The 14,883-nt window shown below is 58.1% G+C and carries 12 protein-coding genes; 8 read left to right on the top strand and 4 right to left on the bottom strand.

The features are described from left to right. The 4 genes from PMI30_RS12855 to yaaA all read right to left on the bottom strand — a co-directional run bounded on the left by PMI30_RS12855 (position 1) and on the right by yaaA (position 5,827). On the bottom strand, positions 1 to 1,170 hold the full coding sequence (locus tag PMI30_RS12855) for an alginate biosynthesis protein Alg44 (protein WP_008010600.1): 1,170 nt from the start codon (positions 1,168 to 1,170) through the stop codon (positions 1 to 3). 35 nt (positions 1,171 to 1,205) lie between these two features. Beyond that, positions 1,206 to 2,687 carry a mannuronan synthase gene (gene alg8 / locus PMI30_RS12860; RefSeq protein ID WP_443216305.1) on the bottom strand — a complete coding sequence of 494 codons (1,482 nt, stop codon included), beginning with the start codon at positions 2,685 to 2,687 and terminating at the stop codon, positions 1,206 to 1,208. Between the two features lie 224 nt (positions 2,688 to 2,911). Further along, the gene (locus tag PMI30_RS12865) at positions 2,912 to 4,228 is read right to left on the bottom strand and encodes a nucleotide sugar dehydrogenase (protein WP_008010596.1); all 1,317 of its coding nucleotides are present in this window, start codon (positions 4,226 to 4,228) and stop codon (positions 2,912 to 2,914) included. 819 nt (positions 4,229 to 5,047) lie between these two features. After that, positions 5,048 to 5,827: a peroxide stress protein YaaA gene (gene yaaA / locus PMI30_RS12870; protein WP_008010594.1), complete on the bottom strand. Its 780-nt coding sequence runs from the start codon at positions 5,825 to 5,827 to the stop codon at positions 5,048 to 5,050. Between the two features lie 266 nt (positions 5,828 to 6,093). Between yaaA and PMI30_RS12875 the strand changes: the two genes are divergently transcribed. The 8 genes from PMI30_RS12875 to cyoB all read left to right on the top strand — a co-directional run bounded on the left by PMI30_RS12875 (position 6,094) and on the right by cyoB (position 14,882). Continuing rightward, positions 6,094 to 7,218, top strand: coding sequence for a polysaccharide deacetylase family protein (locus tag PMI30_RS12875; protein ID WP_032835576.1), 1,125 nt, complete (start codon positions 6,094 to 6,096; stop codon positions 7,216 to 7,218). Positions 7,219 to 7,554: 336 nt separating this feature from the next. Further along, a complete protein-coding gene (locus PMI30_RS12880; protein ID WP_008010591.1) occupies positions 7,555 to 8,949 on the top strand; it encodes a PhoH family protein in 1,395 nt (464 codons plus the stop codon). A 234-nt stretch (positions 8,950 to 9,183) separates the two neighbouring features. After that, the gene (gene moaC / locus PMI30_RS12885; RefSeq protein ID WP_032835575.1) at positions 9,184 to 9,657 is read left to right on the top strand and encodes a cyclic pyranopterin monophosphate synthase MoaC; all 474 of its coding nucleotides are present in this window, start codon (positions 9,184 to 9,186) and stop codon (positions 9,655 to 9,657) included. Continuing rightward, positions 9,654 to 9,896: a molybdopterin converting factor subunit 1 gene (gene moaD, locus PMI30_RS12890; protein WP_008010586.1), complete on the top strand. Its 243-nt coding sequence runs from the start codon at positions 9,654 to 9,656 to the stop codon at positions 9,894 to 9,896. The genes moaC and moaD overlap by 4 nt, the downstream gene beginning before the upstream one ends. Before the next feature lie 3 nt (positions 9,897 to 9,899). Continuing rightward, on the top strand, positions 9,900 to 10,352 hold the full coding sequence (moaE, locus tag PMI30_RS12895) for a molybdopterin synthase catalytic subunit MoaE (RefSeq protein WP_008010582.1): 453 nt from the start codon (positions 9,900 to 9,902) through the stop codon (positions 10,350 to 10,352). Between the two features lie 212 nt (positions 10,353 to 10,564). Next, on the top strand, positions 10,565 to 11,074 hold the full coding sequence (locus PMI30_RS12900; RefSeq protein ID WP_032835574.1) for a disulfide bond formation protein B: 510 nt from the start codon (positions 10,565 to 10,567) through the stop codon (positions 11,072 to 11,074). Between the two features lie 829 nt (positions 11,075 to 11,903). Beyond that, positions 11,904 to 12,848 (top strand): ubiquinol oxidase subunit II, encoded by a 945-nt coding sequence (gene cyoA / locus PMI30_RS12910; protein ID WP_008010578.1) that lies wholly within the window; start codon positions 11,904 to 11,906, stop codon positions 12,846 to 12,848. Positions 12,849 to 12,851: 3 nt separating this feature from the next. Further along, complete coding sequence (cyoB, locus tag PMI30_RS12915) at positions 12,852 to 14,882, top strand: cytochrome o ubiquinol oxidase subunit I (RefSeq protein WP_008010575.1); 2,031 nt, start codon at positions 12,852 to 12,854, stop codon at positions 14,880 to 14,882. Position 14,883 lies beyond the last annotated feature (1 nt).

The raw sequence follows: 14,883 nt of genomic DNA, 5'->3' as shown, positions 1-14,883 counted from the left end.
TTAAAGACCGGCGGCCATGGCTTTGTTGATCAGCCAGTTCAGGTTCGGGCCACGAGTGCTGTTCACTTCCACCGGGCGACCAGCGAAGGCGCTGTCCAGTGGCTCGTCAGGTTTGATCTGCACGCGGATGTCGGACGACAGATCGGCGCTTTTCAGGCTGGTGCTGCTGACAATCTTGCCGGTACGGGTTTGGTCTTCACCGGCGATCTGGAAGCTGACCGAGGTGCCTGGACGCACGTCGCCGAACTGGCGATAGGAGAAGCGTGCTTCAACGTTGGCTTCGGTGTTGCGCGGCACCAGTTGGAAGATCACGTCGCCTTTGCTGGCGTACTGACCGTTGGCCACCAATTGCTGAGCCACGGTGCAATCGCACGGCGACGTCAGGGTGCCGGTCATTTGTTTGCCGAACAATTCTTCAACCTTGGACGGTTGCAGTTGACCTTCGTCCAGATGGCCCTTGAGTACGTCGAGCATGCTGGTGCTGAAGGTCGCCAGCGGTGCGCCTTTGGCAGCAATGCCGTCAGCCTTGATCAGGCTCTGCACGGTGCCGTCGCGCGGCATGGTGATGTTCATGCCCTGCACGCTGACCAGACCGGCCTGGGCGTGGCTGACGAAGTACATGCCGTACACCGATTTGAAAATGAAACCGAACGCCACCAGGCCGACCACGAAGATACCGGCGCTGAAGGTCACCGCTTTCAGACGGCCGAACGGCGTCATGCCGTGCCCGCCATCCTTGACCTTGCGCGCCTTGGTGAAGTTGTCGCGCTGCAGGGTCGCCAGCATTTCACCCACGCTGACAATGTCGCCAGCCAGGTGCGAGGTGATCAGGTGGCGCAGGGTGGAAATGTCCCGGGGTTCCAGGTTCTGGAACTGGCAACCGATACGACCGGTCTGGCGATCGACGGAGCGGATTTGCAGTTCCACGTCCATGGCCAGGCCGAGGTTATCGATCACGAATTGCAGGCGGGCCTTGTGCACATCGCCGACCTTCAGCGGCAGCTGACCGGCGTTGAACGCCAGGCCGCCAGCGGAAAGGTCGATGAGCCGGGCTTCAACCGGAGTCCGGTCTGGACCGAAGAAACGCAGCTTGGCCGGGATTTTCACGCGAGCGTGTTGGCGCTGGGCTTCGGATTCGTGCACTACGTTGGAGTTGACGGCGGTATTCATATGGGCGATTTCCTAGTTAATTCAGGCGAGTTCGGTCAGACCATCATCAGCAGCACGGCAACAAAAATGCTGCCGGCGGAGAAGGTCATGGTCCGAGACGACCAAGTGTTGAACCAACGTTGAAAGCTGGCGAGATCACGGGTCAGAGAAGTGGGCTGGCGAGTCCAGGACTGTTGATCGAGGCGGAAGAACACGTAGATTTTCACCAGCGCGCCGACGATCTGGTTGTAATAGAGAATCGCCGGGTAAGCCGGGCCGATCCGGTGGCCGGAGCACGACAGCAGCACGGTCAGGATCAGGCGGGTGATGCCGATCCACAGCAGGTAAACCAGGATGAACGCGCTGCCGTACTTGAAGGTGGCGATGATTGCCACGGTCAGGCCCAGCAAGGACGTCCACATCGACACGCGCTGATCGAACAGCACCACCGAGGTGAACAGGCCGAGGCGTTTCATCCCCAGGCCCAGGGCGCGGGAGTTCTGCCGCAGGTTGTTGCCGTACCAGCGGAACATCAGTTTGCGGCTGGCCTTGATGAAGCTCTTCTCGGGCGGGTGCTCCACGGTGTGGATAGCGGCGTCCGGCACGTAGAAAGTGTCATAGCCCAGACGCATCAAACTGAACCAACTCGACTTGTCGTCACCGGTCAGGAACTTGAAGCGACCCAGGCGCCAGTGTTGCAGCGAGTCGCTTTCCACATCGGCGATGAAGTCCGGGTTGGTGACCACGGTGGCGCGGAATACCGACATCCGGCCGGTCATGGTCAACACGCGCTTGGACAGGGCCATCGAGCACATGTTGATGTGGCGCTGGGCGAATCGCAGTTTGTGCCATTCACTCATGATGTAGCCGCCGCGTACTTCGCAGAACTCGTTGGTGGTCAGGCCGCCGACATTGCCGAACAGCTGGAACCACGGCACGGTCTTGAGCACGACGCCTTCGGCCAGCACGGTGTCGCCATCGATCACGGCAACCACGGCGCGGTCGTCCGGCAGGTGGCGCGAGATGGCGCGGAAACCGTAAGCCAGGCCATCGCGCTTGCCGGTACCGGGAATGCGCACGAAGTCGAGCTTGACTCGCGTCGGTGGGTTCATGCGCTTCCAGAGACTCTTGACCAGCAGCTCATCGGACATTTCCACGATGGAGCACACCACGGTAGTCGGCAGGCCGCAGTCGATGGCCTCGCGGATTACCGAGCTGTAGACCTGAGCGGTGGTCAGCGCGTCGATACGGAAACTGGTGACCATCAGAAATACATGGGACGGGTCTGCCGCTTTACCCAGCTTGCGCACTTTGCGCCGCAGGTGCGGGTAGACCACGTACAGAAACAGCATGCCGCGCAGAAAGTGCGTGGCACCCATCGAGTAGCGCCAGATACCGACGATACCGATCAGGAAGATGAAGTCCTTCGACTCGGAGTCGAACGTGGACGTAGGCAGCGCCATGGCGATGCCCATCAGTAAACTTAGGTAAAACAGCCAACCGGCGGCCTGAAGTAGGCCGTGCTTTAGCCTGTGCATAATCTGCATCCGTCTCGATCTCGGGCGAGCCTGTGGGGTGGCCCGATGGGGTTAAGGCAGGCATAAAAACCGTAGGAGCGAGGCTTGCCCGCGAAGGCGGCTTGCCTGACACACCGCGTTGCCTGGTTCGCCGGCAAGCCTGGCTCCTACAGGAGCGAAGGCGGCGTACCTGACACATCACGTCGCCTGGTTCGCCGGCAAGCCTGGCTCCTACGAGGAGGGTGTTACCAGCAGATGCCTTCAGTCCGGCCACTCACGCTGGTGGCTTTGGACATGAAGCCAACCAGGTCGACCACTTGCTTGCCGTGTGGAGCTTCCAGCGCCAGGGCGCGGAATTTCTCGTCACGGTTGCCGAGGATGATCACGTCGGAGTTTGCGATCACTTCGTCGAAGTTGGAGTTGAGCAAGGACGAGACGTGAGGAATCTTCGACTCGATGTAATCCTTGTTCGCACCGTGAACGCGGGCGTATTCGACGTTGCTGTCGTAGATGCTCAGGTCGTAGCCCTTGCCGATCAGCATTTCCGCCAGATCAACCAGTGGGCTTTCGCGCAGGTCGTCGGTGCCGGCCTTGAAGCTCAGACCCAGCAGGGCGACTTTGCGTTTGTCGTGGCTGGAGACGATGTCGAACGCGTTCTGCACCTGGGACTCGTTACTGCGCATCAGCGAGTTGAGCAGTGGTGCTTCCACGTCCAGGGAACCGGCGCGGTAGGTCAGGGCGCGCACGTCTTTTGGCAGGCAAGAGCCGCCGAACGCGAAGCCTGGGCGCATGTAGTACTGGGACAGGTTCAGTGTCTTGTCCTGGCAGACCACTTCCATCACTTCACGACCATCGACGCCGACAGCCTTGGCGATGTTGCCGATTTCGTTGGCGAAGGTCACCTTGGTGGCGTGCCACACGTTGCAGGTGTACTTGATCATCTCGGCAACGGCGATGTCCTTGCGGATGATCGGCGCGTCGAGCTCTTCGTACAGCGATTGCAGAACGTCGCCCGAGGCCTTGTCGAACTCGCCGATAACGGTCATTGGCGGCAGGTCGTAATCGGCAATCGCGGTGCTTTCACGCAGGAACTCAGGGTTGACCGCTACGCCGAAGTCGACGCCGGCTTTTTTGCCGGAGCAGTCTTCGAGGATCGGGATCACCACGTTTGCCACGGTGCCCGGCAGGACGGTGCTGCGAACCACGATGGTGTGGCGGGTGGTCTTGTCACGCAGGACAAAACCGATTTCGCGGCACACGGCTTCGATGTAGTTCAGTTCCAGGTCGCCGTTCTTCTTGCTCGGCGTACCGACGCAGATCATCGACAGGTCGGTGTCGCGAATCGCCTCGGCGAAGTTGGTCGTGCCGCGCAATTTGCCCGTCTCGATACCCTGCTTCAGGAGTTCGCCCAGACCCGGTTCAACGATCGGCGAACGGCCGGCGTTGATCATATCGATTTTGTCTTTGGCAACATCGACGCCAACGACGTCATGGCCCCGTGCAGACAGGCAACCGGCACATACTGCGCCGACGTAACCCAAACCAAATATGCTGATGCGCATCGCAATTACCTCTGTATTTATCAAGCCATTACATGGCCGGAGTTAATGGTGTTCAGCGGTCATAGTGCACTCGCAAGTGCGACTTAAAGGCGCCACAATGCCGTGGGCAGGCATACTAAGTTCCGAGTGTCTAAATAAATGCACTCAAGATGTGCGCCGCCAGGCCTTATTGTTATGACGTGCCCTGTTATGCAGCCGATCCTCTTTTGAGAAGACTTCCGTGCAAAGGTCTTGCGCGCTCAATGCCAGGCCCGAAAGCCCGCAAATCAAGCGGTTGGGTGCTCAGGTGAGCACGTTTATAGGGGCGCAGCCGTGGCCTTGTAGGGGATAGTAATGGTGCGTTATCTCCTGTCCTTCATGTGTTGCCCAAATAAGGGATCAGTAAGCTCAAGTAAGTGTGACAACTTCGCTACATGGATCTCTTGTCTGTGTAAGTTATCTCGCACAAGCGCCGAGAGAATCGTTACCGGTGGTATGAGCGGCGCATTTGGACATAGTTCCTGTCCGCCCATCGCGAATTCTGAAATTTCTTGAAATATTGAAAAAGATGGCACTGCTTTCATATTGATAGCACTTGCCGTTTGGCCCTTTATATATGGGGCGATTGTCGCGATGGATATGTTTTTGCCACTACGAGTAAAAATTTTCAGTGCCACTACTGAAAAAAATGCTCAATGTCGAGTGAAACTAAAGTTAGAAATTGGAGTGCTTGAATATTGGCGCCAATAAAACGGCGAAAGAGAAGGAGTTGTTCGACGATTAAAGGGGGAGCGCACGACGAAGTAATGGGTGTCGTGCGCTGACTTAGTGCAGGCTCCATTACTCCGGTGCGTGATCGCGCAGGAACACCAGATTGTCCGGTTTAGACTGTTCGGCGCTGTAGCGATAACCCTGAACGTCGAACTGCTTGAGAGCGGCCGGGTCATTGATGCGTTCTTCAATGACGAAGCGACTCATCATCCCGCGGGCCTTTTTCGCGTAGAAGCTGATGATTTTGTACTGGCCGTTCTTCAGATCCTTGAACTCGGTATTGATGATGCGCGCGTTCAAGGCACTGCGTTTGACCGCCGAGAAGTACTCGTTGGAGGCCAGGTTCAGCAGCACGTCGTCGCCTTGATCGGCCAAGGCTTCGTTCAGCCATTCGCTGATCCGTGTACCCCAGAAGGCGTAAAGGTCTTTGCCACGGGCATTGGCCAGTTTGGTGCCCATCTCCAGCCGATAGGGCTGCATCAGGTCCAAGGGGCGCAGCAGGCCGTACAGGCCGGAGAGCATGCGCAAGTGTTGTTGGGCGTAATCGAAGTCGGCTTCGCTGAAGGTTTGTGCATTCAGGCCGGTGTACACATCGCCCTTGAATGCCAGCAAGGCCTGCTTGGCGTTGGCTGGGGTGAAGGCCGGGGTCCAGCTACCGAAACGCGCGGCATTGAGACCGCCGATCTTGTCGGAGACGTGCATCAGCTCGCTGATCTGCGCTGGCGTCAGGTCGCGCAGTTGCAGGATCAGTTCCTGGGAATGGTCGAGGTATTGCGGCTGAGTGAAGCGCTGGGTCGCCGGCGGTGTTTCGTAATCGAGGGTCTTGGCGGGGGAAATCACCATCAGCATGAAGTCGTCTCCTTTAATCGTGGCGGCGATTCTAGGGGGTTGTCCTTGTTGACTCCAGCTATCAAGTCCATAGGTGATCGGTAGCTATGTACAAAACCTGTAGGAGCGAGGCTCGCCCGCGAAGGCGGTGTATCAGTCGGCATCATCGGTAACTGGCACATCGCCTTCGCGGGCAAGCCTCGCTCCTACGGGAGATCAGTGCTGCTGCGGGAATGTGAGCGCGATCAGCTATAGTGCCGCGCGGGTTTTGTTATGGAGACATCCCATTGCGTATCGTTTTTCTATTCTCGGCCTGGCTCTTGAGCTTTGGCGCCATGGCGGCGCCGGGCGATGTGGCGACGCTGGATCGCAGCACCTGGCCTGAACAGCTCAGCAGCCCGACGTTGTTCGACGTCGCCTCGCGGGCCGAAATCCTCATGTTTGCCCGGGTTCTGCTGGCCAGTGAATCGCTGGATGAAGCGAGCCTGGCTCAACGCCTGGGCCTGCGCACCCTCAATCTGGAGTCGGTCAACCAGCTGCGCCAACGCCTGTGGCAGCGTTTGCTGACCAATTACAACTTCGCCCAGCAGAGTTGCGATCAGGATGCCTCCTTCTGTTTCCTGGTCGAGGACATGGCCACCTTGCGTGAGCAAGCGGCGAAGTTTCAGGTGAGCGACGACAGCTATTACATCAAGTGGGCCGAGCCGAGCCGGTTGTTCCACGCCCAGTACCTGGACGAGCAGCTGCGCAAGGCTGCGCTGTTCCCGCACACCAGCAGCGAAGTCGATCGTTTTGGCGACTATGAGCGCAACGGCGATGCCATGAATGACCGGCTGTTCCTGCTGACCTTCGACAGCGCCGCCAACGCCGCGCCAGATAACACCGCCTGGGTCACCGAGTACCTGCGCAAATCGAACATGAACGCTACGTTCTTCGTCCTCGGCAAGGACATTCAGGCCCGTCTGGCCGAGCGTTCGGTGGCCAGTCTGCAAGGGACTTATTCGCAGCAATGCGTTGGCGTGCAAGGCTGGGAATTCCGCTCCCACAGCCACTGGCAAGACTGGCAGGACTCGGTTCGGCGCAGCGTCGAGTTGGTCAAAGGCAAGCTGCCGGAGAATTACGTGCCGTTGTTTCGCCCGCCCGAGGGGCAGCGTCGATCCGATGCCGAGGGCTTCTTCAAATCTCAGGGCTTGCAGGTGGCGTTGTGGGATATTGATGCCCAGGACGGCGCCGGCAAGCTCAAGGGCAGCCAGAGCGCACAGCGGGTGCTGACCCTGATGCTGCTGTGGCGGCACGGGGTGATCAATTTCAATGTGAAGCAGGATGCGCTGAAAACGGCGATGCCCTGGCTCATTACGCAAACGGCGCCAAGCGGGATCGGTTGGGCAGACTGTCAGGACGCGTTTCGCTGAAACTGCAAAAGGCCGTAAACATTGGGTGAAGGGCGATTTCTGGAGAGAAATCGGTGCAGGCGGACTTCCGACTTTAACGGCCCATTGCCTGCACGCCAAGGGCTATTCGTCACTCTGAAAAATAAACTTCAAAAAAACGTCAAAGTGCTTTTTTCTGTCACATGTTTTGGAGTATTACGAAGACAGACCGCCGAAACCTGCAACACAGGTGGCGTCTCCCAAGACCCCAGTTTGTGTGCAGTTCACTTGACTCCTCGCAGGTGAATTCGGCGGCCACTTCGAGGCGCAGCACTGTCATGGTATTGCGTCGACTGGCTCCCACAAAGGTGACCGAGTATGGATGATCACGGACGTAGCCCTTCTTCCAACCAGCCAATCCTTTATGTACTCGATACCAACGTATTGATTCACGATCCAAACGCCCTGCTTAATTTCGAAGAACACCACGTCGCCATCCCGATGACCGTGCTTGAAGAGCTGGACAAGCTCAAGAGCGGGCATCACAGCGTTGCCGCGGAATGCCGCCAGGCGATTCGCCTGATCGACAAGACTTTGGGCGATGCCAGCCCCGAAGACGTCGAACTCGGCGTACCGATCCAGCGTGGCAAGAGTGGGCCCAAGGGTTTGCTGTCAATTCTGATGAGCAAGCGCACTGAGCCGAACATCATTCTGCCCGAGCATCTGAACGACAACATCATCATCAACCAGTTGATCGACCTGCACGCGCGCGAGCCGAAACTGCCCGTGGTGCTGGTCACCAAAGACATCAACATGCGCCTCAAGGCCCGGGCGTGCGGGATCGCGGCCGAGGACTACAGCACCGACCAACTGGTTGACGACGTCTCGCTGCTGCCCAATGGTTATCACAACATGGACGGCTCCTTCTGGGATCGCGTGAAGAATGTCGAAACCCGGCAGGATCACGGTCGCACCTGGCACCAGGTGCAGCTGATCGACAACCTGCCGGCTGTGCATATCAATGAGTTCATCATCGACGAACAGGGATTTGTCGGCTGGATCAAGGAGATCGAGGAAGACCGCCTGCTGATTCTCGACCTGCATCAGGAACCCCTGTTGCACCAGGAAGCCTGGGGCCTGAAACCGCGTGACATCTATCAAAGCCTGGCGCTGTATGCCTTGCTCGACCCGGATATCCATCTGGTCAATCTGACCGGGGCAGCAGGTTCCGGTAAAACCATCCTGGCCCTGGCGGCGGCCATCGAGCAGACCATGGTCAGCAAACGCTACCGGCGCATCATCGCCACCCGCAGCGTGCAGGGGCTGGATCAGGAAATCGGCTTTCTGCCTGGCACCGAAGCGGAAAAAATGGAGCCTTGGCTGGGCGCCATCACCGACAACCTCGAAGCCCTGCACATGGATGACGAAAACACCCATGGCAGCGTCGATTACATCCTCAGCAAAGTGCCGTTGCAGTTCAAATCCCTCAACTACATTCGAGGCCGCAGCTTCCAGCAGAGCCTGATTCTGATCGATGAATGCCAGAACCTGACACCGCACCAGATGAAAACCATCATCACCCGTGCCGGTGCCGGTTCCAAAGTGGTGTGCTTGGGCAACCTGGCGCAGATCGATACCCCTTACCTGTCCGCGACCAGCTCCGGGCTGACGTACTTGACCGAGCGCTTCAAGGACTTCCCCAACGGTGTACACATCACCCTGCAAGGGGTGCCACGCTCGATTCTGGCCGAATACGCCGAATCGCATCTGTAACCCTCACCCGAACCGGGCGGCCCAAAACCGCCCGGTTTTTTATGCCCGACACATAACCCCTTGTAGGAGCGAGGCTTGCCCGCGAAGACGTCGGCACATCCGACATCGATGTGACTGACACATCGCTTTCGCGGGCAAGCCTCGCTCCTACAGGGGCATGTCTATCCGATAATCAAACGTGCGGAAAATTGACCCACAGGTTTACAATCGATGCTCCTGATCAGGAGTATCCCTGTGCTGACTCATCTCGATTCCCAAGGTCGCGCCAATATGGTCGACGTCACTGAAAAAACCGTGACGTTCCGTGAAGCGACGGCCCAAGCGCTGGTGCGCATGCTGCCCGAAACCCTGCAGATGATCGTCAGTGGCGGCCACCCCAAGGGTGACGTGTTCGCCGTGGCGCGGATCGCCGGCATCCAGGCGGCGAAGAAAACCAGCGATCTGATTCCTCTGTGCCACCCGTTGATGCTCACTGGCGTCAAGGTCGAACTCAGTGCCGAAGGCGACGACACCGTGCGCATCGTGGCGTGCTGCAAGTTGTCCGGGCAGACCGGCGTCGAAATGGAAGCGCTGACCGCTGCCAGCGTCGCGGCGCTGACCATCTATGACATGTGCAAGGCCGTGGATCGTGGGATGACCATCGAGAGCGTGCGGCTGCTGGAGAAACTCGGCGGCAAGAGCGGCCATTTCCAGGCGGATCTGCCATGAACGTGACTGTGAAGTTTTTCGCCCGTTACCGTGAAGCGCTCGGCGTGGACTCGGTGAAGGTAGAAGGTGATTTCGCCACGGTCGACGATGTGCGCGCGCTGCTCGCTCAACGTGACGGCGCCGAGGTACTGAGCGAGCAAAACCTGATGTGCGCCCGCAACGAAGACCTCTGCCAGCTCGACGAACCGGTGAGCGATGGCGATGAAGTGGCGTTTTTTCCGACCGTGACCGGGGGCTGAGCCATGGCGATTCGCGTGCAGTCCACGCCGTTCGACCCGGGCACCGAAGTCAACGCCATGCACGCGGCCAATGTGGGCGTCGGTGCGGTGGTGAGTTTTGTCGGCTACGTGCGCGACTTCAATGACGGCCTCGACGTCGCCGGGATGTTTCTGGAGCACTACCCGGGCATGACCGAAAAAGCCCTGGGCAAGATTGCGGTGGAGGCCGAGCAGCGCTGGCCGCTGTTGAAGCTGGAAGTGTTGCACCGCATCGGCGCGCTGGAACCGGGCGAGCCGATCGTCTTCGTCGGTGCCGCCAGCGCCCACCGTCAGGCGGCATTCGATGCCTGTGCCTTTGTCATGGACTACCTGAAAACCCGCGCGCCGTTCTGGAAGAAAGAAAATACCCGTGATGGGCCGCGTTGGGTGGAAGGGCGTGACAGCGATCATGCCGCGGCAGATCGGTGGAAGCAGTAAGCAACCCGGTCTGTCTTCAGGGGCAGGCGAAGCTATTCGCGAAGACCGCGTCGCGGTTTCGATTATTAACAATCGCTTAAAGGTTAATCCGTGCTTAACCGGTTTATCGTTTATTCCCCCGACTTCAGCGGCCCGTTCAAGGCTCTCAAAGGGCAGGGGCTGCGTGTAGACTTCCGGACAACCGATATCCACGGACACAAAAGGGAAACGCGATGAGCGAGGAAACGATGCGGTTGGGACGTGAGCGGCGCTATCTGGTGCTTCTGGGCATCATCTGCCTGGCGCTGATCGGTGGTGCGCTGTACATGCAGGTGGCTCTGGGCGAGGCTCCGTGCCCGCTGTGCATCCTGCAACGCTACGCGCTGTTGCTGATTGCGCTGTTCGCCTTTATCGGCGCAGCGACGCGCACCCGCCGCAGCATCACGCTGTTCGAAGCGTTGGTGGTGATCAGCGCCATTGCGGGCGTCGGGGTGGCCGGGCATCACGTCTATACCCAGTTTTATCCTGCGGTCAGTTGCGGTATCGATGTGCTGCAGCCGATCGTCGACGGTTTGCCGCTGGCGAAGATCTTCCCGCTGGGCTTCCAGGTCGATGGCTTCTGCTCTACGCCGTACCCGCCGATCCTCGGCTTGTCCCTGGCACAGTGGGCGCTGCTGGCGTTCGTGCTGATCGTGGTGCTGGTGCCGCTGCTCACTTCGCGTAACCGCAAAGCGCTGCGCTGAGGCTGTTCGCCGTACCGTTGCAGGCAACAAAAAAACGCCCCGGTTCTCGTTGAGAGGCCGGGGCGTTTTGCATATCTGCAGGTCAGGTAAAAAGACCTTGATGCTCGGCAAGGAAGGGTGCGACACGTGTGCGACATGTTGTCACAGCTTGAGTGTCGCAAGGCATTTCAAATCGCCAATTCAGGGTGTCATCTCGCACCAAAAACCGGCTCCCTCAGGCGCTGCCGGTTTCAGCGCTTCTCAGTCGAAACAGGCAGTTTTAACAGGGCCTGGCGAATTGCCGAAGTCCTTGTCACATAGGGGGTAGAGCAGGGTCGAAGGCGAGCGCAGAGCCTTGGAAACTGTCTGAACTTCGTGTGGTAGACCTACATTTTTTGGTGTTTTTGTTGAGAATGGATTTCGATACCATGGCGCACTTTTGCAAAAGCCGTTAATGATTGTTGCTGGATCGGATAAAAATTATTTCGGGATGAGACATGGTTTATGAATCGTTACATATCTACAATCGCCCGCACTGAATTCCCGGCACTCCTCACCCTTACTCGGGTGCATGAGCAGAACTAGGGTGTCGAGAGGCCTGATGGCTTCATGCGACTCCCAGGTGTCGGTGCCTTCCGACTATCCGCACCAAATGGAATTGGTCTGTAACAAGGCCCTTGACCACGAATTCGAATAAGAACTCACCGCAGGCCCAGCAATTGTCGAACAGCGTCTGACGCGCGACGGGCAGGCCCTTATTCAATCCAAGAAAAATGCCAACCCTTGGCAGGGTGAAGTGTTGGCGATCAAAACCCAACTGCATTGCGCAAGCTGCTTTAGAGGTCGTGAGATGAGTAAAAACAGGTACCCCAGACTACTAGGCTTATTGCCGCTGCTCGGCACGTTGTTGCTGGGAGGCTGCAACATGACCTTGCTCGATCCCAAGGGCCAGGTCGGCCTGGATGAGCGAAACCTGATCATCACCGCAACGCTGCTGATGCTGTTGGTCGTCGTGCCGGTCATTTTCATGACCTTCGCGTTCGCCTGGAAATACCGCGCTTCCAACAAGGACGCCGTCTATACGCCTAAATGGTCCCACTCCACCAAGATCGAAATCGCGGTGTGGACTATTCCGGTACTGATCATCATTGCCCTGGGTTACGTCACCTACAAGTCGACCCACGCCCTGGACCCTTACAAGCCGTTGGAATCCGACGTCAAGCCAATCACCATTGAAGTGGTCGCGCTGGACTGGAAGTGGCTGTTCATCTACCCGGAACAAGGCATTGCCACGGTCAACAAGATCGTGTTCCCGGCGCACACCCCGATCAACTTCAAGATCACTTCCGACGCCGTGATGAACTCGTTTTTCATCCCTGCTCTGGGCGGCCAGATCTACGCGATGGCGGGCATGCAGACCAAACTGCACCTGATCGCCAACCAGAACGCTGAAATGGACGGTATCTCCGCCAACTACAGCGGCGCGGGTTTCACCGGCATGAAATTCAAAGCTATCGCCACTTCTCAGGAGGATTTCGACGCCTGGGTAAGCGAAGTCAAAAAGGCACCTAAAAAGCTTGAACAAGCTGAATACGCAGCCCTTGCCAAGCAGAGCCAGAACAACCCAGTCGAGCTCTACTCCTCGGTGACGCCGAACCTGTTCCAGACCATCGTCGACAAGTACGAAGGCATGAAACCGGGTCCGAAAGTGAAGCACGAGAAAGAAGAGAAAGAAGTGGCCGCTACGCAAGGAATGGACATGAACTCGCATTCAGCTGCCGGGGCAGAGGAGTAAACGATGTTTGGTAAATTAAGTTGGGAAGCGGTCCCGTTCCACGAACCGATCGTGATGATAACCATCGCCATGATCGCGCTCGGTGGTCTGGCGCTGTTCGCTGCAATCACCTACTTCAAGAAGTGGACCTATTTGTGGACCGAGTGGTTGACCTCGGTCGACCACAAGAAAATCGGCGTGATGTACATCATCGTCGCCATGGTCATGTTGCTGCGCGGTTTTGCCGACGCCATCATGATGCGTACCCAGTTGGCCATGGCCACCGAGGGTTCGCCTGGCTACCTGCCGCCTGAACACTATGACCAGATCTTCACCGCTCACGGTGTGATCATGATCATCTTCATGGCGATGCCATTCTTCACCGGCCTGATGAACCTTGCAGTGCCGCTGCAGATCGGCGCGCGTGACGTTGCCTACCCGTTCCTGAACTCCCTGAGCTTCTGGCTGCTGGTTTCCGGCGTAGTGCTGATCAACCTGTCCCTGGGCGTTGGCGAATTCGCCAAGACCGGCTGGGTTGCTTATCCGCCGCTGTCGGGCCTGCAATACAGCCCGGGCGTGGGGATGGATTACTACATCTGGGCACTTCAGCTATCCGGGTTGGGTACGACGCTGACGGGGGTCAACTTCCTGGCCACCGTGCTGAAAATGCGTACCCCTGGCATGAAGCTGATGGACATGCCGATCTTCACCTGGACTTGCACCTGGGCCAACGTCCTGATCGTGGCTTCGTTCCCGATCCTGACCGCTACCCTGGCACTGCTGACCCTCGACCGTTACATGGATTTCCACATTTTCACCAATGAACTTGGTGGCAATCCAATGATGTACGTCAACCTGTTCTGGGCCTGGGGTCACCCCGAGGTTTACATCCTGATTCTGCCGGCGTTCGGGATCTTCTCCGAAGTCATCTCGACCTTCACCGGCAAGCGTCTGTTCGGCCACCACTCGATGGTCTACGCATCGGGCGCGATCTCGATCCTGGGCTTCATGGTCTGGCTGCACCACTTCTTCACCATGGGTTCGGGGGCCAGCGTCAACGCCTTCTTCGGTCTGGCGACGATGCTGATTTCGATCCCGACGGGGGTGAAGCTATTCAACTGGCTGTTCACCATCTACCAGGGCCGTCTGCGTTTCACCAGCCAAGTGCTGTGGACCCTGGGCTTCATGGTGACCTTCGCCATCGGCGGCATGACCGGCGTATTGCTGGCCATCCCGGGTGCTGACTTCGTTCTGCACAACAGCCTGTTCGTGATCGCGCACTTCCATAACGTGATCATCGGCGGCGCGGTATTCGGCTACATCGCAGGTTTCGCCTTCTACTTCCCGAAAGCGTTCGGCTTCAAGCTGCACGAAGGCTGGGGCAAGGCAGCATTCTGGTTCTGGATCACCGGCTTCTTCGTCGCGTTCATGCCGCTCTATGTACTGGGTTTCATGGGCATGACCCGTCGTCTGAACGCCACCACCAACCCTGAGTGGGTACCGTACCTGTACGTTGCCATGTTCGGTGCGGTGATGATCGCCTTCGGTATCGCCTGCCAGTTGATCCAGCTGTACGTCAGCGTGCGTGATCGCAACAAGCCAGAGAACATGTGCGAACACGGCGACCCGTGGAATGCCCACACGCTGGAATGGTCGACCTCCTCGCCACCACCGTTCTACAACTTTGCCGTGCTGCCAAAAGCAGAAACCATCGACCCGTTCACCGAAGCCAAGGAAAACGGCACTGCGTACAAGGCTCCGGCCAAGTACGAGCCGATCCACATGCCAAACAACACCGCCACCGGTGTGGTCATGGGTGCTCTGTTGACCGTGTTCGGTTTCGCGATGATCTGGCACATCTGGTGGCTGGCCATCGTTAGCCTGGTCGGCACTGTGGGCTACTTCGTGATCCACGCTGCACGCGATGATCAAGGCTATATGGTGCCGGTCGACGTGATCGAGCGCATCGAAGCCGAGCAGCACAAGCGTCTGGTAGCGGCCGGGAAAGTTCCAGCCACCGCCACCCGTGTTGAAACCTCGTTGGAACAGGCTTAAA

This window comes from Pseudomonas sp. GM50 (assembly GCF_000282375.1).
GTDB lineage: Bacteria > Pseudomonadota > Gammaproteobacteria > Pseudomonadales > Pseudomonadaceae > Aquipseudomonas.
This window is presented reverse-complemented; position numbering and strand designations above follow the sequence as displayed.